This is a genomic window from Paenibacillus sp. 1A_MP2, from assembly GCF_052244825.1.
In the GTDB taxonomy this organism is placed as follows: domain Bacteria; phylum Bacillota; class Bacilli; order Paenibacillales; family Paenibacillaceae; genus Paenibacillus; species Paenibacillus vandeheii.
In genome coordinates this window covers 5,428,072-5,448,094 of the sequence record NZ_JBQQCS010000001.1, presented here as the reverse complement: position 1 = coordinate 5,448,094, position 20,023 = coordinate 5,428,072, and the positions used below count along the sequence as shown (strand labels likewise).

General features: G+C 46.3%; 24 protein-coding genes and 6 pseudogenes. 25 read left to right on the top strand and 5 right to left on the bottom strand.

The window, feature by feature from the left end:
- Positions 1–101: 101 nt before the first annotated feature.
- From ACTWJ7_RS26675 to ACTWJ7_RS26660, 4 genes and pseudogenes are all read right to left on the bottom strand, one after another.
- Positions 102–1,558 (bottom strand): annotated as a pseudogene (locus ACTWJ7_RS26675) (PTS transporter subunit EIIC).
- 30 nt (positions 1,559–1,588) lie between these two features.
- Positions 1,589–2,095: a PTS sugar transporter subunit IIA gene (locus ACTWJ7_RS26670; RefSeq protein WP_024628180.1), complete on the bottom strand. Its 507-nt coding sequence runs from the start codon at positions 2,093–2,095 to the stop codon at positions 1,589–1,591.
- Entirely contained in the window at positions 2,092–2,784 is a 693-nt protein-coding gene (locus tag ACTWJ7_RS26665) for a BglG family transcription antiterminator (RefSeq protein WP_443146016.1), read from the bottom strand. The genes ACTWJ7_RS26670 and ACTWJ7_RS26665 overlap by 4 nt, the downstream gene beginning before the upstream one ends.
- A complete protein-coding gene (locus tag ACTWJ7_RS26660; protein WP_443146015.1) occupies positions 2,763–2,975 on the bottom strand; it encodes a CAT RNA binding domain-containing protein in 213 nt (70 codons plus the stop codon). The genes ACTWJ7_RS26665 and ACTWJ7_RS26660 overlap by 22 nt, the downstream gene beginning before the upstream one ends.
- A gap of 266 nt (positions 2,976–3,241) precedes the next feature.
- Here ACTWJ7_RS26660 and ACTWJ7_RS26655 point away from each other — a divergent pair, with 266 nt between their 5' ends.
- The 4 genes and pseudogenes from ACTWJ7_RS26655 to ACTWJ7_RS26640 all read left to right on the top strand — a co-directional run bounded on the left by ACTWJ7_RS26655 (position 3,242) and on the right by ACTWJ7_RS26640 (position 8,236).
- Entirely contained in the window at positions 3,242–3,799 is a 558-nt protein-coding gene (locus tag ACTWJ7_RS26655; protein ID WP_301881706.1) for a glycerol-3-phosphate responsive antiterminator, read from the top strand.
- Positions 3,800–3,991: 192 nt separating this feature from the next.
- Entirely contained in the window at positions 3,992–4,813 is an 822-nt protein-coding gene (locus ACTWJ7_RS26650) for an MIP/aquaporin family protein (RefSeq protein WP_301881825.1), read from the top strand.
- 36 nt (positions 4,814–4,849) lie between these two features.
- A pseudogene (glpK, locus tag ACTWJ7_RS26645) lies at positions 4,850–6,279 on the top strand (glycerol kinase GlpK); the annotation flags it as partial.
- 269 nt (positions 6,280–6,548) lie between these two features.
- Positions 6,549–8,236: pseudogene (locus ACTWJ7_RS26640) on the top strand (glycerol-3-phosphate dehydrogenase/oxidase).
- Between the two features lie 277 nt (positions 8,237–8,513).
- On the opposite strand, the pseudogene ACTWJ7_RS26635 reads toward ACTWJ7_RS26640, so the two are convergent.
- A pseudogene (locus tag ACTWJ7_RS26635) lies at positions 8,514–8,615 on the bottom strand (CidB/LrgB family autolysis modulator); the annotation flags it as partial.
- 178 nt (positions 8,616–8,793) lie between these two features.
- Between ACTWJ7_RS26635 and ACTWJ7_RS26630 the strand changes: the two are divergent.
- From ACTWJ7_RS26630 to ACTWJ7_RS26530, 21 genes and pseudogenes are all read left to right on the top strand, one after another.
- Complete coding sequence (locus tag ACTWJ7_RS26630; RefSeq protein WP_443146014.1) at positions 8,794–9,210, top strand: VOC family protein; 417 nt, start codon at positions 8,794–8,796, stop codon at positions 9,208–9,210.
- Between the two features lie 31 nt (positions 9,211–9,241).
- Complete coding sequence (locus ACTWJ7_RS26625) at positions 9,242–9,568, top strand: DUF962 domain-containing protein (RefSeq protein WP_024628187.1); 327 nt, start codon at positions 9,242–9,244, stop codon at positions 9,566–9,568.
- A gap of 41 nt (positions 9,569–9,609) precedes the next feature.
- Positions 9,610–10,317 (top strand): annotated as a pseudogene (locus ACTWJ7_RS26620) (AAA family ATPase).
- A 42-nt stretch (positions 10,318–10,359) separates the two neighbouring features.
- Positions 10,360–10,919 (top strand): annotated as a pseudogene (locus ACTWJ7_RS26615) (AAA family ATPase).
- 18 nt (positions 10,920–10,937) lie between these two features.
- On the top strand, positions 10,938–11,426 hold the full coding sequence (locus tag ACTWJ7_RS26610) for a cysteine hydrolase family protein (protein WP_094937679.1): 489 nt from the start codon (positions 10,938–10,940) through the stop codon (positions 11,424–11,426).
- A 468-nt stretch (positions 11,427–11,894) separates the two neighbouring features.
- On the top strand, positions 11,895–12,416 hold the full coding sequence (locus ACTWJ7_RS26605; protein WP_301881703.1) for a GNAT family N-acetyltransferase: 522 nt from the start codon (positions 11,895–11,897) through the stop codon (positions 12,414–12,416).
- 227 nt (positions 12,417–12,643) lie between these two features.
- Positions 12,644–13,126: a hypothetical protein gene (locus ACTWJ7_RS26600; protein WP_301881702.1), complete on the top strand. Its 483-nt coding sequence runs from the start codon at positions 12,644–12,646 to the stop codon at positions 13,124–13,126.
- 89 nt (positions 13,127–13,215) lie between these two features.
- Positions 13,216–13,521: a hypothetical protein gene (locus ACTWJ7_RS26595; protein WP_301881701.1), complete on the top strand. Its 306-nt coding sequence runs from the start codon at positions 13,216–13,218 to the stop codon at positions 13,519–13,521.
- A 249-nt stretch (positions 13,522–13,770) separates the two neighbouring features.
- On the top strand, positions 13,771–14,085 hold the full coding sequence (locus ACTWJ7_RS26590) for a hypothetical protein (RefSeq protein WP_301881699.1): 315 nt from the start codon (positions 13,771–13,773) through the stop codon (positions 14,083–14,085).
- Between the two features lie 38 nt (positions 14,086–14,123).
- Positions 14,124–14,738 carry a zinc dependent phospholipase C family protein gene (locus ACTWJ7_RS26585; protein ID WP_301881698.1) on the top strand — a complete coding sequence of 205 codons (615 nt, stop codon included), beginning with the start codon at positions 14,124–14,126 and terminating at the stop codon, positions 14,736–14,738.
- A 38-nt stretch (positions 14,739–14,776) separates the two neighbouring features.
- Entirely contained in the window at positions 14,777–15,085 is a 309-nt protein-coding gene (locus tag ACTWJ7_RS26580; RefSeq protein ID WP_301881697.1) for a hypothetical protein, read from the top strand.
- Positions 15,086–15,150: 65 nt separating this feature from the next.
- Positions 15,151–15,633 (top strand): GNAT family N-acetyltransferase, encoded by a 483-nt coding sequence (locus tag ACTWJ7_RS26575; protein WP_301881695.1) that lies wholly within the window; start codon positions 15,151–15,153, stop codon positions 15,631–15,633.
- An 89-nt stretch (positions 15,634–15,722) separates the two neighbouring features.
- Complete coding sequence (locus tag ACTWJ7_RS26570) at positions 15,723–16,226, top strand: DUF4188 domain-containing protein (protein WP_301881693.1); 504 nt, start codon at positions 15,723–15,725, stop codon at positions 16,224–16,226.
- Positions 16,227–16,284: 58 nt separating this feature from the next.
- Positions 16,285–16,797: a hypothetical protein gene (locus ACTWJ7_RS26565; protein ID WP_301881692.1), complete on the top strand. Its 513-nt coding sequence runs from the start codon at positions 16,285–16,287 to the stop codon at positions 16,795–16,797.
- A 32-nt stretch (positions 16,798–16,829) separates the two neighbouring features.
- Positions 16,830–17,213: a hypothetical protein gene (locus tag ACTWJ7_RS26560; protein WP_301881691.1), complete on the top strand. Its 384-nt coding sequence runs from the start codon at positions 16,830–16,832 to the stop codon at positions 17,211–17,213.
- Positions 17,214–17,480: 267 nt separating this feature from the next.
- Positions 17,481–17,927 (top strand): LytTR family DNA-binding domain-containing protein, encoded by a 447-nt coding sequence (locus tag ACTWJ7_RS26555; protein WP_301881690.1) that lies wholly within the window; start codon positions 17,481–17,483, stop codon positions 17,925–17,927.
- Positions 17,924–18,334, top strand: coding sequence for a hypothetical protein (locus tag ACTWJ7_RS26550; RefSeq protein ID WP_301881689.1), 411 nt, complete (start codon positions 17,924–17,926; stop codon positions 18,332–18,334). The genes ACTWJ7_RS26555 and ACTWJ7_RS26550 overlap by 4 nt, the downstream gene beginning before the upstream one ends.
- A gap of 38 nt (positions 18,335–18,372) precedes the next feature.
- Entirely contained in the window at positions 18,373–18,750 is a 378-nt protein-coding gene (locus ACTWJ7_RS26545) for a hypothetical protein (RefSeq protein WP_443146013.1), read from the top strand.
- Positions 18,751–18,782: 32 nt separating this feature from the next.
- Positions 18,783–19,139, top strand: a complete 357-nt coding sequence (locus ACTWJ7_RS26540; protein WP_256984635.1) for an immunity protein Imm33 domain-containing protein — start codon at positions 18,783–18,785, stop codon at positions 19,137–19,139.
- 47 nt (positions 19,140–19,186) lie between these two features.
- Positions 19,187–19,597, top strand: coding sequence for a hypothetical protein (locus ACTWJ7_RS26535; protein WP_301881687.1), 411 nt, complete (start codon positions 19,187–19,189; stop codon positions 19,595–19,597).
- Positions 19,587–19,925, top strand: a complete 339-nt coding sequence (locus tag ACTWJ7_RS26530) for a hypothetical protein (RefSeq protein ID WP_301881686.1) — start codon at positions 19,587–19,589, stop codon at positions 19,923–19,925. Before ACTWJ7_RS26535 ends, ACTWJ7_RS26530 begins: the two co-directional genes overlap by 11 nt.
- Positions 19,926–20,023: the final 98 nt, after the last annotated feature.

The window sequence follows — 20,023 nt, the reverse complement described above, 5'->3', positions numbered from 1 at the left end:
ACTCAAAAGAATATTCTGCGCTTCTTGGTTAACAAAAAAGGACGAGAACAGGGTAAGCCTACCCTTGTTCTCGTCCTTTTAAACTCAAAGGAGGACGAGCGTTACATCAGCTTCTTAATCTCATCCTTCAGGATTTCGGACTGGGTGCCGAAGATGACCTGCACTGCTCCGCCACCGAGCCTCATGACGCCGGAAGCACCAAGCTGTTTGAGCGCCTGGTCGTTGACGGCTTTGTCGTCCCTAACAACAAGTCGGAGGCGAGTGATGCAGGCGTCGATGCTCTCGATATTATCTGTTCCCCGATCCCGGCGAGCACTTTGCCAGCCTTGGTGTCGTCAGACGCCGCTGCCACGGCGGAAGCATCAGTGGGGACATCGGCATCATCAGCGTCATCCTCGCGCCCCGGCGTTTTCAGGTTGAACTTCACAATCATGAACCGGAACAGGAAATAATAGACCACCGCAAATGCGAGTCCGACCGGGATCATGAGCAGCGGATTGGTCGACAGCTTCATGTTCACGAGGTAATCGATCAGACCTGCCGAGAAGGCGAAGCCCAGCTTAACATTCAGCAGGTACATGATCAGGGCCGCTGCACCGGTAAGAATAGCGTGCACCACATACAGCAGAGGCGCCGCGAACATGAAGGAGAACTCGAGCGGCTCGGTAATACCCGTTAAGAACGAAGCCACCGCTGCGCCGATAAAGATCGAAGCGACCATTTTGCGCTTTTCTGGCCGGGCTGTATGAATCAAGGCAAGCGCCGCCGCCGGAAGAGCGAACATCATAATCGGGAAGAATCCAGACATGAACATGCCTGCCGTAGGGTCTCCGTTGAAGAAGCGGGTCAGGTCGCCGTGCACGACTTCCCCGGCTGCATTGGTATAATCTCCGATCTGGAACCAGGCGATGGAGTTGAGGACATGATGCAGACCGAGCGGGATGAGCAGGCGGTTGGCGATCATGAACACCATGGAGCCAACGCCGCCAAAGCCTACAATCCAGGCGCCGAAAGCGCCGATGGCATCCTGAATCGGGCTCCAGACCATGCCGAACAGGATGGCCAATACCAGCATGGAGCCGGCGGTGACCATCGGCACAAAGCGTTTGCCAGAGAAGAAGCCGAGCCAGTCAGGAAGCTTGATATTGTGGTATTTTTTATACATATAGGCTGCTAGCAGTCCGGCAAATATCCCGCCCAATACGCCCATATCCAGCTTGACATCGTCAGGAATATAGCCGAATACACCTGGAACGGCTCCCAGAATCCGCGTCAGCACCATATAAGCGATCAGGGCGGAAAGCGCGGCGACCGCATCCCCCGCCAGTCCGATTGCCACCCCGATGGCGAAGATGAGCGCAAGGTTGCCGAAGATCGCCCCCGCCCCCTCATTCAGGAATGGAACTACATACTGATTGAGAAATCCCCCGATCACGGGTCCGAGCGGAATGTCCTTTTCATAATTAAGAAGACCCAAGCCTTGAAGAATACCTGCCGCAGGCAGGGTTGCTACAGGAAGCATCAGGGATCTTCCCAGCTTTTGCAGTACTTTCAGCATATTGTTCTTCCTTTCTTTTTGTGATTTATGTTATTTGGGCAAGCTGACTTTCATGATAGTTCCCAAGCCTGCTTCTACATTGCCATACTCCGGGTGTGACTCCCACGGCTGTTCTGCCGCATTCGCAACGATGACAGGGGTGATGACCGGATAACCGGCCGAAGCGATCGCATTCAGGTCAAATTCAATCAGGGTCTGACCGACAGCGACCTGATCCCCGGTCTGCACTTGGGGTGTGAAGCCCTGTCCTTTCAGGCTGACAGTATTCATACCGATATGCAGCAGCAGCTGCAGCCCGGAAGCATGCTCAATCATTACGGCATGATGCGATTTGATCAGGTGCACCACAGTGCCGTCGATAGGGGCGACCAGCCTGCCCTCCTGGGGAATCACTGCAACTCCCGGTCCCATAAGTCCTTGCGCGAACGCTTCGTCAGGCACTTCTTCCAAACTGACGCAGGTTCCGGTGAGTGGGGAGGCGACGGATATCGTCTCAGATGTTTTGGCAGATTTGTTGTTTTTCCATTTCCAGATCATTGTGTGTTGTCCTTTCTGTTGTTGGTTTTGGCATGGGTTTGAAAAAGCCGGTATAAATGCATGGCGAGAAAAGCCGTTTCTTCCTCGGGTACCTCTGTACCTAAATCCTCGGCCATTACAGCGCTCAGCTTTCTGGCCAGCTGGTATTCGGACGGATACTCATTTTGCACATATGGTGCGAAAGTGGGGGCCGTCATCGGCTGCTGATACAGGCGTTCCATGGAGAAGCGCAGGTGTATCATGAGTCTTGCCTGGCTAAGGCTGCCCTGCTCAAAGCGAACGCCACCCTCCTCTTCAATAATGGATTGAAGCTTGCTGATCACATTTGATACCTTAACCAGCTGTCCGACAGGAACGTGGTTTACGGAGGAGTACACATGGTATGTCAGGAACCCGGCCTCATCCTCCGGGACCTCTACGCCAAAGGCCTCTCCGATCATGGCCGCCGCTTCCGAGGCGATTTCGAATTCCTTCGGAAAACTAAGCTTTGTCTCCATAAGGAAAGGATTCAGAATCTCCATCCCGTTGCGAAGCCGATATAAGGTGAACTGAATATGACTCGGAAGAGCAAGGTAGATCTTGTCATTCAGCTTGCCGGGAAACTGCTCAGCGATGAGACGGATAATCCGGTCAGAGATGTCGATGACACTGGGGTCCAAGTCCTTCATCAGCTCCTGCGCCTGCCCCACTCCTCCCGGTCCTCCAGTCGGAACCTTTTCTCAATCCGCGGATCATCGGCCTGCACGGTGCTTTCCCCCTTGAACGCAAATCCCAACCCTTTGCCGATCAGCACGTACTCCTTGGTATTCTGGTGCGACCGGGCCAGAACAATATTGCTGCCGACGACCCGCTCCACCTGCAGCATCATTCCTTTACTCACGGTTCACCGCCTCCTCGTTTCTAAAGTTAACGCTTTCATTCAGGAACGACAAAAAGAGCCAAGAAGCGAGTATGGTCTCGTCGCTTCTTGGCTCATGCCCTCTGGGGTGGTAACACGCCAATTCATTTTATGTTTTTATATAATACGTTCTTCCTACATCATATAGGAGCTGATATGACACCGTCAACCATAATTTTGTCATCCGTCTGTTCGTCGTTTAATATAGGGAATGTGTAAATGAAAAGGTACCTTCTAGGAGGCGGGACATGGCTTTTTACGGACAGCAGATTATACCGGCTGCCAAGAACATGAAGCAGTTTGAAGCGATATTGGATAGTGATTACAAGTTCGGAGTATTTCTGGATACGCATGTGGCGCAGCTCCGCAACCTGTATCAGATGGCCCGCGGCAGGGAGAAGAATATGCTTCTGCATGCCGATCTGGTGCAGGGTTTGAAGAACGACGAATATGCGGCACAGTATCTTTGCCAGGAGATTAAGCCGTTTGGCATCATTTCCACCCGCGCCGGCGTCATTACAACAGCCAAGAAGAAGGGGATTTTGGCCATTCAGCGCCTGTTCATGCTGGATACGATTGCGCTGGAGAAGAGCTACTCGCTGCTCAAGAAAACACAGCCGGATTTTATTGAGGTGTTACCCGGCGTCATGTCGCAAATGATTCCCGAGGTCAGTGAGCGGACAGGCATTCCCATTCTTGCCGGAGGGCTGATCCGCACTGTCGAGGAAGTGGAATTGGCGCTCGCTGCCGGGGCTACGGCGGTCACCACCTCGAATAAGAGTCTGTTCGATCAGTACAGTCTGTGAAAAAAATCATATTGACACCGCTTACATGTTACGATATGATCAACTCAAGTTAATACATCGTGACGGAGACGAGGAGAGCCACACAGACATCCCATGCTGCAGCATGGGGATGTTTTGTGACGGCTCTTCTCTTTTCGTGCGTTTGAAAGTGGTTACACGAAGTTTGCTAGGAAAATTAAGGGGGATAGGATGATGACACCATTTTTAGCCGAATTGGTAGGCACAATGATTCTGATTACACTGGGTGCAGGAGTTTGCGCCGGGGTGACGTTGAATAAATCACTCGTGAAGGGCTCAGGCTGGATCGTTATCAGCATGGGCTGGGGACTGGCGGTAGCGTTTGCGGTTTACGCGGTTGGCGGAATCAGCGGGGCGCATCTGAATCCGGCGGTGACGCTGGCGTTGGCATTCCAGGGATCGTTCCCATGGGCAGACGTACCTGCGTATATTATCGCTCAACTGATCGGGGCAATGGCCGGTGCAGCGATTGTCTATCTGCATTACCTGCCGCACTGGAAGGCCACCGAGGACCCGGGCGCGAAGCTGGGCGTATTTGCCACCGGGCCGGCGATTGATCATCCGTTTTCGAATGTGCTTAGCGAGATGATTGGGACGTTTATTTTTGTGCTCGCTCTCCAGGCTATGGGGGCTAACACTTTCACAGAAGGACTTAATCCACTGCTCGTCGGTTTCCTGGTCGTCAGCATCGGTTTGTCCCTGGGCGGTACGACAGGTTATGCGATCAACCCCGCAAGGGATTTGGGACCACGTCTTGCACACTTCCTGCTGCCGATCGCGGGCAAAGGAAGCTCCAATTGGAAATATGCGTGGATCCCGATTGTGGGTCCGCTGCTGGGCGGTTCGTTCGGAGGTCTTTTTTACAGTGCTGTATTTAAAGGAGCCTTGATTCCGGCGTTCTGGGTGGTGCTGGTTCTAATCGCTGTTGTGCTCGTTATTGCTCTGCAGGCCGGGCGCAAGAATGGAGCAAAAACCGCTGGCAAGCTGGTAGCTTGATGATTGTTCAATTAACTATATAGGAGGATGTAATTTATGGAAAAATATATTTTGTCACTGGATCAAGGAACGACCAGCTCCCGAGCTATTTTATTCAACCACAAGGGTGAAATCGTATATACGGCACAGCATGAATTCCCGCAATACTTCCCCATCCCGGCTGGGTGGAGCAGAACGCCAATGAAATCTGGAGCTCGATTCTCGCAGTCATCGCCTCCTGTTTGTCCGAGTCGGGCGTCAAAGCCGCGCAAATTGCCGGCATCGGTATTACCAACCAGCGCGAAACGGTCGTGGTATGGGATAAAACAACCGGCCTTCCTGTATACAACGTGATTGTATGGCAGTCCCGCCAGACCGCCGAAATTTGCGAAGAGCTGAAAGCACAGGGATTGAACGACGTATTCCGCCGCAAAACAGGGCTGTTGATCGATCCGTATTTCTCCGGCACCAAGGTGAAATGGATTCTGGATCATGTGGAAGGCGCGCGTGAGAAGGCTGAACGCGGCGAGCTGCTGTTCGGCACGATTGATACCTGGCTGATCTGGAAGCTTTCTGGCGGCAAGGCGCACGTAACGGATTATTCCAATGCGGCCAGAACGCTGATGTACAACATTCATGAATTGAAATGGGATGAAGAGCTACTGGAAATTCTGGGTGTGCCGCAAAGCATGCTGCCGCAGGCTCGCCCTTCTTCCGAGGTGTACGCTCATACCGTCGATTACCATTTCTTCGGCCAGAACGTGCCGATCGCCGGAGCAGCAGGCGACCAGCAGGCGGCTCTGTTCGGGCAGGCCTGTTATGACAAAGGCATGGCCAAGAACACTTATGGCACGGGCTGCTTCATGCTGATGAACACAGGGGATCAGCCGGTCGAATCCGAGCATGGGCTGATTACGACGATCGCTTGGGGATTGGAAGAGGGGAAGGTGCAGTATGCGCTGGAAGGCAGTATTTTTGTGGCAGGCTCGGCCATTCAGTGGCTGCGCGACGGACTGCGCATGTTCAAAGAGGCGAAGGATAGCGAAGCTTATGCTGCCCGTGTAGAGTCGACCGATGGGGTATATATGGTTCCAGCCTTCGTAGGGCTCGGAAGCCCGTATTGGGACAGTGATGTGCGCGGAGCTATGTTTGGACTGACACGCGGCACGACCAAGGAGCATTTCATCCGCGCCACGCTGGAGGCCCTGGCTTATCAGACCAGGGATGTGCTGACAGCCATGGAGAGCGACTCGGGTATCAAAATGAAGGCATTGAAGGTGGACGGCGGCGCGGTTCTGAACAACTTCCTGATGCAGTTCCAGAGCGATATTCTCAGTTCTACCGTGGAGCGTCCCGCAATTCACGAAACGACAGCTCTGGGTGCCGCTTTTCTGGCCGGTCTGGCTGTTGGCTTCTGGAAGGACCTTGATGAGCTGCGCGCGCACATGAAGGTGGAGCGCTCCTTTGAGCCGGCTATGGATGAGGATACCCGGGAGCGGCTTTATGAAGGTTGGAAAAAGGCGGTTCATGCCGCTATGGCCTTCAAATAATAACCAGCTGAAAAGCGGCGGATTTATACTTTATTTTTCCGTAGCAGTATGTTACGATGAATCCAAGTTAATATCCTTGTCAGGAGATTCGGAGAGACCACGATACACCCGGCACCGCCGTGGGTGCAGTTTCGTGGTCTCTTTTTTGTCGTGCTATAGGATTATTTTGGGATAGGTGTATTTAAATAGAAATTGGAGGAAAATATATGACAACAGTTCAATTTGCGGGAAAAGAACGGGCCAAGCTGCTGCGGCGGATGGCTGGAGAGCATTTCGATGTGCTGGTGATCGGCGGCGGCATTACAGGAGCAGGGATTGCACTCGACGCGGCTACACGCGGCATGAAGGTGGCGCTGGCGGAAATGCAGGATTTTGCGGCAGGAACCTCCAGCCGCTCCACGAAGCTTGTTCACGGTGGTCTGCGTTATCTGAAGCAGTTTGAAGTCGGGATGGTGGCCGAGGTTGGCAAGGAGCGGGCGATTGTATACGAGAACGGACCGCATGTTACGACGCCGGAACGTATGTTGCTGCCGATGCATAAAGGGGGAACGTTCGGTAAGTTCACGACCTCCATCGGGCTGCAGGTATACGACCGGCTGGCGGGTGTCAAGCACAGTGAGCGGCGACGGATGCATGATGCACAGGAGACGCTCGCCAAAGAGCCGCTGCTGAAGCGTGAAGGCTTGAAGGGCGGCGGCACCTACGTGGAATACCGAACAGATGATGCCCGGATGACGATCGAGGTCATGAAAAAGGCGGTCGCCTCCGGCGCTCTGGCAGCTAACTATGCCAGGGTCTCCAAGCTGCTCTACGAAAATGGTCGTGTGATCGGAGCCCATGTGAAGGATCGTGCATCGGGCGAGGGCTATGATGTGCGGGCTACGCTGGTTATTAATGCGGCGGGGCCGTGGGTCGACACGATGCGTGAAATGGACGGGTCCAAGAAAGGCAAGATGCTGCAGCTGACCAAAGGTGTGCATCTGGTCTTCGATCAGCAGCGTTTCCCGCTGCACCAGGCGATCTATTTCGATACGCCGGATGGGCGGATGGTGTTTGCGATCCCGCGGGATCGCAAAACCTACGTCGGAACGACGGATACGGTTTATAAGGCGGATACGGCCCATCCGCGAATGACTACGGCGGACCGCACCTATATTATCAATGCGATCAACTATATGTTCCCGGACGTGAAAATCACCGCTGAGGATGTGGAATCCAGTTGGGCGGGGTACGGCCACTGATTTATGAGGAAGGCAAGGATCCCTCGGAAATTTCGCGCAGAGATGAAATTTGGGAGTCGGCATCCGGGATGGTCACTATTGCGGGCGGCAAGCTGACAGGCTACCGTAAAATGGCGGAGATGGTCGTGGATCGGGCAGCAGAGCTGCTGAAGAACCGGGCAGGTGCCTCCTATGGCGGCGCAGTTACCAGAGACTTGACCATGTCCGGCGGCGATGTGGGCGGTTCCAAGGGTTTTGAGGGCTTCGTGCGATCAACTGCCGATAAGGGCGCTTCTCACGGAGTGCCACGCCAACTGGCGGAAGCCTGGGTCAAACGCTACGGCTCCAACGCTGAGCGGCTGTTCGCCATTGCCGCCCGGCCGAAGCAGGGCCAGGCCGAGGATGCGCTTCCGGATGAGGTGCGAGTACCGCTGCTGTACGCCATGGAGGAGGAGATGGCGGTCACGCCGGCTGATTTCTTCATCCGCCGCACCGGCGCTCTCTTCTTCAATATTGCCTGGGTGAAGCAGTGGAAAACACAGGTTATTGGGCTCATGGCCGAACGGGCAGGCTGGAGTGCAGAGCAGCAGGAGTGGTACACGGAGGAGCTGGAGACGGAACTGCATTATGCCGTGGTGCCTGAAGACGAGAAGAGTACTGTGTCGGTTGGATAGGCGGAGGAAGTCCCAGAAGCTCCATTGAACTGGGGCTTCTCTTTTTATGTGGTGAAACGCTCCGGGAACGAAGCATTCCTCCAATTGCTATTGATCCTCCGGGCCAAAGGCGAACGCTCCGCTTTTCCGGAATTGCTTCGTGCATATTCATAAATGAAGAAAATAGAAGGAATCGCTAATTAACAGGATCTTCTGTTATTCCGCTGAAAAAGGTCGAGAACAGGAGCAAACTTACCTCTGTTCTCGACCTTTTGTTCGTGAATAGTCCATTACGCTGTTAGTGCAGGAGCAGCAGTCCCACGAGGAACGACGCGATTGCCAGTGTGAACACTGCGGCCAGCACCATAGAGATGCTGGAGATCGTTCCGGTTAGCCGACTCAGTGATTTTTTTGCAAAAGAAACAGGACACCATGCACCTCTTGTCTAATGGTTAAAGTACCCACAATAACCTGAAGAGGGGGTGTCCTTAACAACAATTGACGTAAACATGACTTATTAACAGGTTGGAGTTATCCTATTCCAAATTCATGTTGAAAAGATATGGGAGGAGAAGAATATGGTTCCACAGCGAGTTAGTCTCGTAACTATTGGTGCAATGAATTTGCCCAAACTGCGTTCGTTCTATCAGAAGCTTGGCTGGAGTGAGACAGCAATCAGTTCAGATCAGTACAGTGTCTTTGAAACGACAGGTGTATTGTTATCGTTATATCCTATTCGGGAGCTTGAGAAAGATACGGGTATGACATTCAGTGCATCTGGTGGATTGAAGGGAACGTTACTGGCAATCAATGTGGATAAAGCGGAAGACGTGGATGATACCATTGGAAAAATTCGTGAAGCCGGAGGGAATGTAATCAGAGAACCATATGACGCTGCCTGGGCGGAAGAATTGCTTATTTTCTGGACCCGGAGAATAACTGCTGGGAAGTCACTTGGAATCCAACCGCCGTATTCGATGAAAAAGGAGCCATGATCACATTTTAAGGTGAAATGAGTGTGACCGCATGTTGAATCGTGTTCGCAAAGATTTGCGTTATTATCTTCAGGAACATCAGGATCGGAACAACCTCATCTTGCATTATTTCGCATTTTTATCGGCGTTTGTAGCCTGGATTTTTTTGTTCATTAATATCAAAATCATGCTGGTTCTGGCACTTCTTCATTACGCCCTGTCCTGGATTGGGCACTTCTATTACGAAGGCAACAAACCGGCGGCATTCCGGTATCCGCATATCGGTTTTTATGCCGGGTTCACCTGGTTTTTTATCAAGACCATTGAGATCATCACCCGCAAAGAGATTATCCATCCGTGGATCAATCAAGAGGACTGAAACCAGCAGGAGTCCAACGTTATAAGAATAGGAGTGTGTCTATGTACCTTCGAAGTGTGGAGTTACTGTCTGATAAAGTGGAAAATCCGGATTAATATCCGTTTCATATACCGTCCATACAGTCATTGGAGCGATTGGAATTCAATAATAACATTACTTTTTTTGTTGGTGAAAATGGATCGGGCAAGTCCACGCTCTTGGAAGGCATCGCTCATCAATGTGGATTTAATACAGCCGGGGGCGGGAGAAATAACTACTTTGAGATTGATGCTGCAGAATCGTCATTAGGGGATTATTTGCGTTTATCCTGGCTGCCCAAAATCTCAAAAGGCTTCTTCATGCGCTCGGAGTCTTTCTACCAATTTGCCTCCCATGTGGATGAGATGGGTACTCTTGAATACTATGGCGGGCGTTCGTTGCATGAACAATCCCATGGGGAGTCTTTTCTCAATCTGTTTGTGAACCGATTCAATTCCAAAGGCATCTATCTGCTCGATGAACCCGAAGCCGCCTTATCTCCAGCCCGTCAACTCTCCTTGTTGCGCATTCTTCACGATCTATCAGCTAATTCCCAATTTATTATCGCGACACATTCGCCAATTTTATTGGGTTATCCGGGGGCATGCATTCTGAGTTTTGACGGTGGTGGAATCCAGGAAGTGGAGTATGAGGATACAGAGCATTATCAGATCACCCGTAGTTTCCTGGAAAACCGCGACCGGATGCTGAACGAGTTGTTCAAGGACTAAAATGAAATAATGGAGCGATTAAGTCATAAAGGAGGCATTGATATCAAACATCGAATACATATCTTTGGAGCATCAGGCTCAGGAGCATCTACCCTTGGTCAGGTACTATTAACGAAGCTCCCTCATGTAAACTTGGATGGGGATGATTATTTTTGGATTGAGAAATTCACTACACCGCGAGAACCTCTGGACAGATTAAAGAGGCTTACGGAAGATCTCAATAAACACCAGCAGTGGATTCTCTCAGGAGCAGTTTGTGGTTGGGGCGATCGTTTGAAGCCGCTTTTTGATCTGGTCATTTTTCTGCATGTACCTAATGAGATCAGACTTGAGCGTCTGAGAACAAGAGAAGCCTTGAGGTATGGTGATGCGATTTTACCAGAGGTGGAAGCATGTATGAGGAATCCAAAGAATTTTTGGCGTGGGCCTCGCAATATGAAAACGGGGGTTTAGACATAAGAAGCAAAGCTCTGCATGAATACTGGATGAGCGATTTAACTTGCCCGATTTTGAAGATTGAGGGGCGTCATTCCGTCAAGGAAAGAGTGGACATCGTGATGCAATATTTGAATGAAAATGCAACTTCATCAGCAGAAAATTAAATTTAGAGGAGAGATTATATGAAAATAGGTTTTCTGATCGTGGATATGCAAGAGAGTATTGTAAGGGATAAGTTGGATCAAAAAGCAATAGACCGCGCTTGTGAATATATCAATCATGTCGCAGATGTTCTTCGTTCGAGCGGGCATGTGGTGGTTCATGTGCAGGACGTGGAGGGGATGGAGGATTCAGATTCAGAGGCGTATCGTATTATTTCCGAGGTTGATGTGAATGAGAAGGATCTAACGGTTACCAAGGAAAGTTCCAACGCATTCTGGCAGACAGACTTGGAGCAGATCTTGAAGAGTCACGGTGTTGAGCTGTTGATCATATCGGGATTTGCCGCCGAGGAATGTGTTCTGTTTACCTATAATGGCGCGATGGAGCGAGGATTTAGACCTGTCATGTTGCAAAATGGGATTCTCAGCACGCATCCCGAAGCGGTGATTTCAACCTATAGGGACCGGAATGTGATTTCCTATCCTGTAGTTAATTATTTAATCAAATAAGTGTCGGTCGGTTAATTATAGATATCGTTGGTTACTGTAAAAATGGAGGTGATGGCTCTAAATATGCTTAGCATCGTTTTAGTCATGTGGTTTGCAGTAGGGTTAGTACTTTTCGTTCAAGGGTTAAAGAAAGGATCTCCACTTATGTTATTTTTGGGTGTGATATCGATCCTGGCTTCCATACTTACGTTTATGGGGGGGATGGCTTTTTTACCTCTTGTTAGTCCCGTTGCACTTGCCATTGCATACCTTGCGAAGAAAAATAAAACGACAAAAATGCCTAAACGGACTCTGTAAAGGGTCTCTTTTTATACATAAGCATTTTCTCCAAGACAGGATACTTGATGGTTTAAATCAAACTTTGCCTATATCTGTTTTAGCTGAAACCGTATATTTAGAGCAGGGCACAGCAAGCGCTGTGTATTACGATAAGCTTTGAGCCTAAATCCATGATAAGGGAGATATGCAATGATGATGAATGTACAAATCACAAGTATTTTGGCAGAAAAGAAGGAATTATTTCTCAACCTGTACAACTTGTATTTATATGATCTTTCCGAGTTCTCGGGTGAAGATTTGCTAGAAGAGGGGAAGTACGATCCGACGAATACCTATCTCTATCTGGAACGATCGGAATTACATCCGTTTTTTATTCAATATGATGGAAAGGTAATCGGATTTGTGCTGGTTTGCTCTCCTCCATATGTAGCTGAGGGTGTTGACTATACGGTACAAGAGCTGTTTCTGGTCAAAAAGTATCGTGGGCAAGGATTGGCTGCTCAAGCGGTTGATCTGGTGTTTGCACAATTTCAGGGAAGATTCAAAGTGGAGCAACTGGCCAATAACCAATCAGCTGTTTCATTCTGGAAAAAATACTATGAACAACATCACATTGAGTATGTAGAGTCTGAGTATAGCATTGTAATTAAAAACATCGCTGGGAGCCACCGGATTCTGTCTCAAACTTTTGTACGTGCAAGAACGGACTAGTCACTATTTCAATCTAACTCATTCTATGTTCAAGAAGTTTCTGTCTCCTCCCTTATTTGGGAGTCTGACAGGATCTTTTTTGTGTTTTGTCTAGCCAAAAGGAATTGAAAGTAGATCATTCTGAGCTTATATAATAACTTCGCATTTACCAATACATGGGTTATGATGATTGAAAAGAGTTCACTGGTGGGAAAACATGCGTTATATCATAGGAAGGGGACGAAAATATGCCGATGCACCATTTTGTTATTGAAAATAAGTCGGAAATAAATGAATCTATCTACACCTCTTATTCATGGGATACTCATGGTGATATACATAAAAGTAGAATAATGGCAGATGAACATGCTTACTTGGAAGATGAGTTCATTTCATACATTCAGGATTCTCTTAACTGGTTGAATACGTGGAACCCATCTACCTGTAAAAAATGTAGTGGACTGAACAACTATGGAATAACGGTTATTGAAGAAACAGATACCTTGTTGAAGTTTCATCAACTAATTCGCGCATGGATTGATGTATTCAACCTTGCTCCTGATCAGATCAAGCTTACAGGGGATTATTGTTTGGATGGAAATGAACAGAGGGGCTATTATGAGAAACTCATGTATAACAGAGTTGAATTGATAAACGAATTAAATAAGCTTGCGAATATAGCAAAAGATGCTGAGGTGAATGGGAAGTGTATTGTGCATTTTGGCATTTGATCTTCTAAAGTGAAATTTCTTATGGAACATTGCTGCTGACTATAGGAGAAGCAGGCCATTTGAAAAGAGACGAGTAAAGAGGTGTAGAAATGGAACAGAACAAAATTTCAGCATACCAAACATTAATATACCAAGCGTTTTTAGATATACGTGTGATTGCATCCAAATTAGCAAATTCCTCAATTGAAGATGTCGAGGATACCAAAAGAAATAGTTTGCTCATATTTTATATGACAAACGCTTTTCACAATCTTGCATTATCAATTGCTGAGGGTACAAATTCAATTTATGAAGATGACTTCTGGAGTAGAATAAAGTTTATTAATGAGAAATTTCCTGATTCGACACAGTATAAAGACATATTTAATCAGTTGATTCAAAATTCAGATGGTTAAAAGATGAATCACTGAAGTACATTTAAGTTTGCAGTAGTAACCCATCATCCTTGGCATATGAAAAAGTAAAGGAGAGGCCTATGAACCAGTTTTCAGTGCCTGAGTCGATTGAAGATTCTGTAGAATCATTATTATCGAGCTTTTAGTTCTGGGTCGCAGACTGCAACAATTGATCGAGAAAAAGAATTTATCATTTGGCTTACGCAACACGACCAAAATTGTGTAGACCTTGGGAGCGTTGGGTTTGATATGGATGAAATGCCATGGACAGAAGAAGATTTTTATCCTATGAAACAATTCTTGTTAAAGACAATCGAAGGAACGATACATAAAACGGGATGGGCTTATGAGCCCAGTGTGCAATGGAGCAACATCACATTTCAACATTTCTATCATATGATTGAAAGTTTTGAGCAAAAACATGTAAATTCTCAAAATTACCTCGAATGGATAACACCTTATGAAGGTGACGAGGTGCCAACGATCCCAGAGGGCTATCCATTGTGTAATCAGCATTCGGTATATTTATCATGTTTTGGATGTATCATCTGCAATTCTTTATAATGGAAATCCCCCATTTTAATAGAGATAGGAGTATTACTATGCCTTGGCCCATGGTTCATTTTGCAATCGCATCTGAATTATTATCTGATCCAAGTCCTGAATTTATAGTGGGAAGTCTTGCACCTGACTCTATTCATGTGAGAACGAATGAAAGAGCTGAAAAGGCAAAAACGCATCTCATGCCAGAGACAGGACGGTTTGCAACAGATGAAGAGCTCAGGGCATTTTTCAATTCCAACAAGAAACGTGCGCAAGGTGATCCTAAGTTCGTGCAATATTTGTGCGGGTACATCTCCCATGTATATACGGATCGGGTATGGACTTTCGTGATTTATCCCGCATATGAGGAACATTCCAATGGAAGAAATATTTATACGGAGGATGTTACGAAGCTGGAATTTATGATTTTGAGAAAAAGGTCTGATGGCCATGATTTATTGGATAAGCTGGAAGCAGGTAAAGCTTTTGACTTAGGTGGATTGCCGGAGCAAGAGGTGTATCAGTATAGAAAAGAAAAAGTAGACTTTTTAAATAACCTTGAAAATGAGCCCTTAGGTGATTTGAGCATATTATCTATGGAAGCTATAGAAGAGTTTATTCATACGACAGCCCGGAGACTGAAACAATTGTTTACAAATTGGGAGGTGTTTTAACATTTAGGTGGCATTGCTTAAGTAAGGGAGTGATATTTTTGAAGGTATACAAGAAACAAGTTCGTAAAATAGCGATAAAGGACATTTTGTTCCTGTATGTTGTGGACGAGCAGGCACAAGATCTTATAATCCGTATATTTTCGAATACGTATAAATCTACATTTGTGGAGTTTGTTGTCCCTTGGGAAGATACGTGGGATATATTTGTCTATGAGCCCAAGCTGATTTCGAATCTCATTCAACACGCATTAAAACAAGGATGGGACTGCAACCAGAAAAATAATAGAATGAAATTCGATAACGCGACAAGTATCATAAGAGTATTAATGGCAGAGAAAGAAGCATGATGATGGCTTGGTTATACCATCCGATTTATTAGAAGGAGCTAACAAGGAAAGCAGAGGTGTTCAAAATGGAAAAACGGATTATCCTCGCCCCGTATCATGAGAAGTACGATCAAGACTTGGCTAATTTTTCACTGAGTGATGAACAGGTTCAATTTACTGCAATGCCTGCGCAAGTGATTGAGGAGGCATTCCAAAATCCGAACAAATATCCGGTAGTGATTTTGAATGATGAGACTCCAGTTGGTTTCTTCATATTACATAAGCATTCTGAATACGTAGAGGAAAGGGATTCTTCTCGAAAGATACTGGTACGAGCGCTATCCATTACGATGGAACATCAGGGGAACGGGTATGCATTGGCTGCTATGAGGGCTCTGCCAGATTTGGTTAAGCAGCTTGATCCGAAGGTCAATGAAATTATTTTAGCTGTGAATGAGGGGAATATTGTGGCACAAAAGCTGTATCTGAAAGTAGGTTTTCTGGATATGGGCGAGCGGAAAATGGGCATTCATGGTCTTCAATTGATTTTGCAATATAGAATGGAGTAGGGCCCGGGAATACGGTAATGCCAATATCGTCAAGCACAATACACTCCAAACGGGGGCTAAGTATATATTTGATAAAAAGGAGGAGTAATGTGGCGAACATACACAAGGGAAGATATTCAGCTGAGATTGAAGGCGAGTTTGTTGTTTTTATTATTGGTATGAGAATTAATCGTCTGTGGGCCATACACAAGTGGTTACCAGTGTTTAAATCCATGGGTCCGATGATTAAAGAACTGTACATGAACCCGGATACCGGGTTTCTGGGGACGGAATATTTTATGAGCTGGCGTGGAGTGACCCTGCTGCAATATTGGAGATCTTATGATGAGCTGGAGAAATACGCACGCGGTGGCCTGCACCTGGAGGCATGGAAACGATTTAACCAAACCGTTGGATCGGATGGAAGCGTAGGAATATATCATGAAACTTATAAATCTCAACCTGGTTCATATGAGACCATATATGCGAATATGCCCAAATTCGGATTAGCTAAAGTGTCTAATCATGTTTCAGCGACAGGCAGGAAGGAAACCTCCAGACGTAGAATAGGTGGAGAGAATGATCCCGCAGTACAATCACCGGAGAATCCTTAGCATATGACTCAAGTGAAGTTCGAATTTACAATCATCGCAAGTAGAGAGGAGCATGTTATTGAAAGTTAAAATCAAACTAGAAGATTTGGGTTCTGAGCAGCTTAGCTGGCTATGTGTCCAACCGATGTTGATCTCCGTTCGTGGTAAAGATGTTGCAGCAAAAGCAGAGGTATATCGGCAATTACATGAAGGACAACAAGCGATATTTCTATTCTATTCCTATCATAACCATACCAAGAGCTTGGCGGAGTTTTATTGGTTTTCGGCGTACAACATTATTGACATGAAGAGCTGGAATGGAATTAAGAACGGGATGCGCTATTTTAATCAAAATGAAATGGTAACTCTGCTGGACGACATCGAGCGTTTGATTACTGATAAAAATAAAGTTGGAGACACGTGGCGTGAGGTCCTGCCCACGGATTTGGAGAAAGACCCGATCCTGCTGCAAAGAACGGAAGAACTATACGCTAAATATCGAGCCACGGCTCAGGAAGCTATTTTACACATGAATGAAATCATTCGGCAAAATCAGGAGATGTATCTGGAGATTACGGAGATCCACACCTAAAGTAATCTCAAAATATAAGGAGTGATCTGTTCATGAAATCTCCAGGTGGATCCATTTTTCCTTATTATTATGAAGGTGGAGAAATCCATTGTCTAAAATATGGAAGCAAGCATAAAGACCAAGAAAAGCTTTTCGATGTGATGAGACAAGAAGAGGCTTTCATCTTAGGGATCAATAAAAAGCTCAAGGTTTGGGTGGATATGTATGAGACGAAGATTACCAAAGATGTTTTGGATCAGTTAATCTGCAATATGAATAATCTCAAAGATCATCTGGATAAGCTCTCATTTGTAGGATTATCATGGATGGATCGTTGGAAATTAAAAAGAAGATTGAAGAGCCTAGGGATGGGGCAATCTGTATCATTTTATGCTGATCCTGAAGAGGCAAAGACATGGCTGATAACGGATCGATGATTTGATCTTTAGCAGCAGGTGTGGGTAAAGGACATAGGAGAACTACTCTTCATGGGTAGTTCTTTTTCATGATTTTGAAGGCGAAACGATGCTGCTGTAATTCGAAATTAGTCTAACATAAAAGAATGAGTAGTCCTTTTTATCGTGTCTATACGCTGAAAAATCAGTACCGATGTAACAAACCTGCAATTTCATGCAACAAAACGCAATTCTGTGGGTTTGTTGTGGCTTTACTTGTAATATGAGTTGTGAGAGGAGGAACAGTAAATGAAAGTCATTTTTGAAGAGGAACTGTTAATGGAAAAAAGCATGGCCAAGGTCATAACCCATCCTGATGAGAAGTCCCATTGGGACAGTATCCAAGAAGCGATCTGCCAATCGGAAACAAAACTTGTTGTCATCAATGCTAAGAACAATCGCAATGTGCAGATCGAGTTGAGTTCGGTGGTTGCGATTGAATCAGAGGATCGATTGTGCTGTGTGCGTGTCATTACAGGGGAAAGGTATTTGCTCAACAAACGCCTGAAGTTTGTGGAAGAGGATCTGAGGTCATCCCAGTTGGTGAAAATCAATAATCAAACCATCATTAACACAAGGCATATAAGTGAATTCTCGTCAACAAACCATGCCAGGATCAAGGTTGATCTGAACGACGGCTCCAGTTACTTTGTCAGTCGATTTTACATTAAAAATTTTAGGGGGAAATTATCATGATTAGTCAGTTGAAGCAATCATTTTTTCAAGTGTTTACGGTAACTTCGTTGTGGGTGACCTTGTTACTCACACTATTCTCTAATGGTCAGTCCATTGAAATGGGTTACTTGTGGAATATTGCCGGGATTTCAGCTATTGCCGCTATACTGTTTGGCGTATTGTACAATGCACTGTGGAACTACTTTACGATGAAACCCCTGTGGAATATCATCATTTCTTCCACGTTTAATATTGTAGGAGGCATGGCGATCGTATGGTTGTTTTCTACAGACATGTTCCTATTAATTGCTCCCTGGTTCCCTGGAATGTGGGTCTTATCCATCGTACTGCACATTATTGGTTTTTATTTCTATGCTAAAATGGATAGCAGGAAAAAAGCGGAAGAATTAAACAATATTCTGAAGTAAGCAAGGGGAACGAAGATGGACGAAAAGAGATTTTGGAGTTGTACGGTTTAGATCCAGATACCAAACACAGGCAGCATATCAGGGAGTTGTTGCAGCAAGAGATCGAGAATCAAGAAGCAGTGGATCATGAATATCTCACAACCTTATGTATTATGTTATTCTGCATCGGAAATGTAGAGGACACTGGGCTGATCTGGCAGGCCAAACGCAAGAATCAGGATACGGGCAGTTATATTGATGTACAGCTTCTGTGTGGTGCCGGTTATGAGAAGACAGTGACTTATCTGGAACAGAAGGATGGGGATCAAGCGGTAGAACAGTTGAACTATCTTAGACAGTGTGAGCCATATGACTTTGTTGATTTTTCCAAAGAGGAATGGGTCTCTAACTATAAACAATATTATGAACTGCTTTAGTCATATCCAATACGCTAGAAATGAGATAATCAATGATGACAAATACGGCTTCCATTGAGGAACAGTTGCAGATGTGCCAGAAATATAATGCAAACTATGTGCCCAGCGAATTGCACCATAAGATTGGAATCGCCTGGAACGTCAAAGAGAAGTTGGAACCGATCCACGGAATGCGTATTCAGCCCGAGGGAGATACAACCGGATGGTATATTTGGGCAGAAAAATACTCGGATGCAGACGATTTTTTTGTACCTTTACATGTAACACACATCGATGACTGGGATCTGAAAATCAAGAAGTACCTCGGACTTGCGCCGGGATGGCGGTTTGTGATTGCAGAAGATTATGAGGATGTATGGTTTGACGAGCAGTTGCTTAACAGGTCATAGACAGAGCAGCCAACGAGTTTAAATGGAACTTTGAAAGGAGTCATAAAATGCCAAGTGTGCATGATAACATCATATTAAGTTACGAAGTCGATTTGGAGAACGAACGCATTAGGATGCGTACGCGTTCGTATCACTCTGATTTGTCTGAAGATACGGATATCCTTTTCTCGGATGTATTGGCACATTCGTTTGATACACCGATGCAAGGCAGCATTATCTTCGATATTAACGACGTTGGTTTAGATCATTTTATCAATTACAACCGCGATTTGTTGGAAAAGGAGAGAGGTCAGGGCTGGGCTATTTCGTATAAAACGGATGAAGAGCTGGAAAGCAAGTTGATTGAAGGGGAATATCTGTACCTGGTCATTACATCATCATATGGATTAAGTGGCTGGGTATTAGCTAAAAAGGTTGAATTGATAACAAAGCAGCGGAATGAAAAAGATGAAGAGTAGTTTCAGTTATGAACCCAACATGATCCGTAAATTACCAGTAGTTATGAGTCTTGTCACTTTAGTTGTCATTATGATTATTACCAATCCAACCAGAACCGATTTTTATACATGGCTGGAAAGCGAGTATGGTATACATGTCTCCTACGACATCAATGAAACGACGTATACACAGATCACGAACGGCCAGGAAAAAAGTCTTAATTTCAGAAGCGGACATATACAGCATGTGGGAATCTTTACTACGTATAATGAGATTTTTATGGATGCTGAGGGTAATGTGATCAACATTAAAGCCATTGGTGTAATGAACATGTTCTTTAAAAGATAGTTGGTTGCTGTTCAGATGTTGGAAGTTGGAAAGGATTTATCGACATACCACGCTTTTGTATGATGCGAACATGCAGAGCAGCGTGGTTTTTGTGTTGA

Coding starts and splice junctions, on each gene's coding strand:
- ACTWJ7_RS26555 (WP_301881690.1), top strand. CDS start 17,481: ATGAAAGTCATTTTTGAAGAGGAACTGTTAATGGAAAAAAGCATGGCC.
- ACTWJ7_RS26605 (WP_301881703.1), top strand. CDS start 11,895: ATGATGATGAATGTACAAATCACAAGTATTTTGGCAGAAAAGAAGGAA.
- ACTWJ7_RS26600 (WP_301881702.1), top strand. CDS start 12,644: ATGCCGATGCACCATTTTGTTATTGAAAATAAGTCGGAAATAAATGAA.
- ACTWJ7_RS26595 (WP_301881701.1), top strand. CDS start 13,216: ATGGAACAGAACAAAATTTCAGCATACCAAACATTAATATACCAAGCG.
- ACTWJ7_RS26530 (WP_301881686.1), top strand. CDS start 19,587: ATGAAGAGTAGTTTCAGTTATGAACCCAACATGATCCGTAAATTACCA.
- ACTWJ7_RS26575 (WP_301881695.1), top strand. CDS start 15,151: ATGGAAAAACGGATTATCCTCGCCCCGTATCATGAGAAGTACGATCAA.
- ACTWJ7_RS26655 (WP_301881706.1), top strand. CDS start 3,242: ATGGCTTTTTACGGACAGCAGATTATACCGGCTGCCAAGAACATGAAG.
- ACTWJ7_RS26560 (WP_301881691.1), top strand. CDS start 16,830: ATGAAATCTCCAGGTGGATCCATTTTTCCTTATTATTATGAAGGTGGA.
- ACTWJ7_RS26610 (WP_094937679.1), top strand. CDS start 10,938: ATGAAAATAGGTTTTCTGATCGTGGATATGCAAGAGAGTATTGTAAGG.
- ACTWJ7_RS26550 (WP_301881689.1), top strand. CDS start 17,924: ATGATTAGTCAGTTGAAGCAATCATTTTTTCAAGTGTTTACGGTAACT.
- ACTWJ7_RS26630 (WP_443146014.1), top strand. CDS start 8,794: ATGGTTCCACAGCGAGTTAGTCTCGTAACTATTGGTGCAATGAATTTG.
- ACTWJ7_RS26535 (WP_301881687.1), top strand. CDS start 19,187: ATGCCAAGTGTGCATGATAACATCATATTAAGTTACGAAGTCGATTTG.
- ACTWJ7_RS26650 (WP_301881825.1), top strand. CDS start 3,992: ATGACACCATTTTTAGCCGAATTGGTAGGCACAATGATTCTGATTACA.
- ACTWJ7_RS26670 (WP_024628180.1), bottom strand. CDS start 2,095: ATGATCTGGAAATGGAAAAACAACAAATCTGCCAAAACATCTGAGACG.
- ACTWJ7_RS26590 (WP_301881699.1), top strand. CDS start 13,771: ATGGATGAAATGCCATGGACAGAAGAAGATTTTTATCCTATGAAACAA.
- ACTWJ7_RS26585 (WP_301881698.1), top strand. CDS start 14,124: ATGCCTTGGCCCATGGTTCATTTTGCAATCGCATCTGAATTATTATCT.
- ACTWJ7_RS26540 (WP_256984635.1), top strand. CDS start 18,783: ATGATGACAAATACGGCTTCCATTGAGGAACAGTTGCAGATGTGCCAG.
- ACTWJ7_RS26625 (WP_024628187.1), top strand. CDS start 9,242: ATGTTGAATCGTGTTCGCAAAGATTTGCGTTATTATCTTCAGGAACAT.